Origin of the sequence: Phaeobacter sp. SYSU ZJ3003 (assembly GCF_041300735.1) — a bacterium.
GTDB classification, from domain to species: Bacteria; Pseudomonadota; Alphaproteobacteria; order Rhodobacterales; family Rhodobacteraceae; genus Phycobacter; species Phycobacter gallaeciensis_A.
In genome coordinates this window covers 1-1246 of record NZ_PXNU01000138.1, presented here as the reverse complement: position 1 = coordinate 1246, position 1246 = coordinate 1, and the positions used below count along the sequence as shown (strand labels likewise).

The 1246-nt window shown below is 55.5% G+C and carries 2 protein-coding genes; one reads left to right on the top strand and one right to left on the bottom strand.

All coding sequences use genetic code 11. The features are described from left to right. Positions 1–356 (top strand): hypothetical protein (locus C6W91_RS21085; protein ID WP_370571602.1); only part of this gene is annotated, 356 nt, incomplete at its 5' end. A gap of 243 nt (positions 357–599) precedes the next feature. Here the strand turns inward: C6W91_RS21085 and C6W91_RS21080 are convergent. After that, entirely contained in the window at positions 600–1130 is a 531-nt protein-coding gene (locus C6W91_RS21080; protein ID WP_370571601.1) for a hypothetical protein, read from the bottom strand. Positions 1131–1246: the final 116 nt, after the last annotated feature.

Sequence of the window (1246 nt, the reverse complement as noted above, 5' to 3'; positions counted from 1 at the left end):
TGGCAAAAGCGGGCATCCCGCTCCAACAATATCAGTCGCTTACGCGCTTAGCTGTTGAAGTTGGGAGCTATGTCATCGACCACATGCGAGTTGCTGAACTTCGTGATGTGATGGCGGAAGCCTCGAAGGCTGTGGTTGGTCAGGCGCTACCCACATCGATCAAGCTGCCGGATATGCCCGAATACTCACATGTCTCAGACGAACAGCTGCAGGAGCATATTGAGAACCGGAAGGGAATTCGATGCGTTGGCTACATGGATCGCCTCTTTACCTACCAAGAGCGAACAGGACGAGGTATTTCGCCGGTTTCTCGTGGGGATGCTCAGGAGGGCTATAGGTTAGGGCTACTGGGGTAGCTCACCAAGTTGGCTCAGTCCGCAGTGCGCAGTAAGAGACCATTGCAAAGTCGGAGCGGCCAGCTAATCCCCCCGATCTCTTCCACCAAGGCCTTGTCCTTGGGGTAGTCAGACCAACGGTAAACGTCGATGGGGCTGGAATACCTAGTCAGTCAGGGGACGTAGGGATCCTCTTAGTGACCACATAGTCAGAGAGCCTCTGCCAGTAGGCTTCGGCAGCCTTGAATCCTTGCGCTCTGGCGGCTACTCCTCCTTTTCCGCAGAAACGTCGCCACTGAATTTCCCTAGTAGTTCTGCAACTGCTGATTTCGTCGCAGCCGCAGCTGAACCTGCTCCGTTCTCGGTGGCTTCTAATGCCCTCCCGGCCCCCTCAACAGCTGTAAACCACGCCCCCTTCCAGTCCATCTCAGGCAACTCGAAGCTCTTTATCTCCTCCAGGGTGGGGATTGCGCCCCTTGCTGCTTGCCAAGCTGCTTTCGGCGATCCCTTGACGCTTTCCCAAAGCTCTTCGCGGGTGGGGATCGGCTGGTTGCAGACAGTCTTCTCATCTTCGCTGGGCATCGCTTCGGGGGAGATTGCACGTTGAAGTTCGCCCATATCCTGAAGCGTCTCGCAGAGATCTTTTAGTTCCAGCGCCGTAGCACCGACTATGACCGCTGCACCTATATACGGTATAGCCTCCCCGGCCATCGAACCGACTTCCCGTGACGAGGTAACCACAGCGCGCTTGGATATCCTGGCAGCGGTTGCGTCAACAGCATCCCGAATAGCCACTGGCTTGCCTCGAAAAACTACCAACCGCGAAAGCGGATCCGCTAGTTCTGTGAATCGCTCCGAGTTTGTCGGAGACCATCAACTTAAGTAAGGATGATGGTTATGACGAAAAGCAA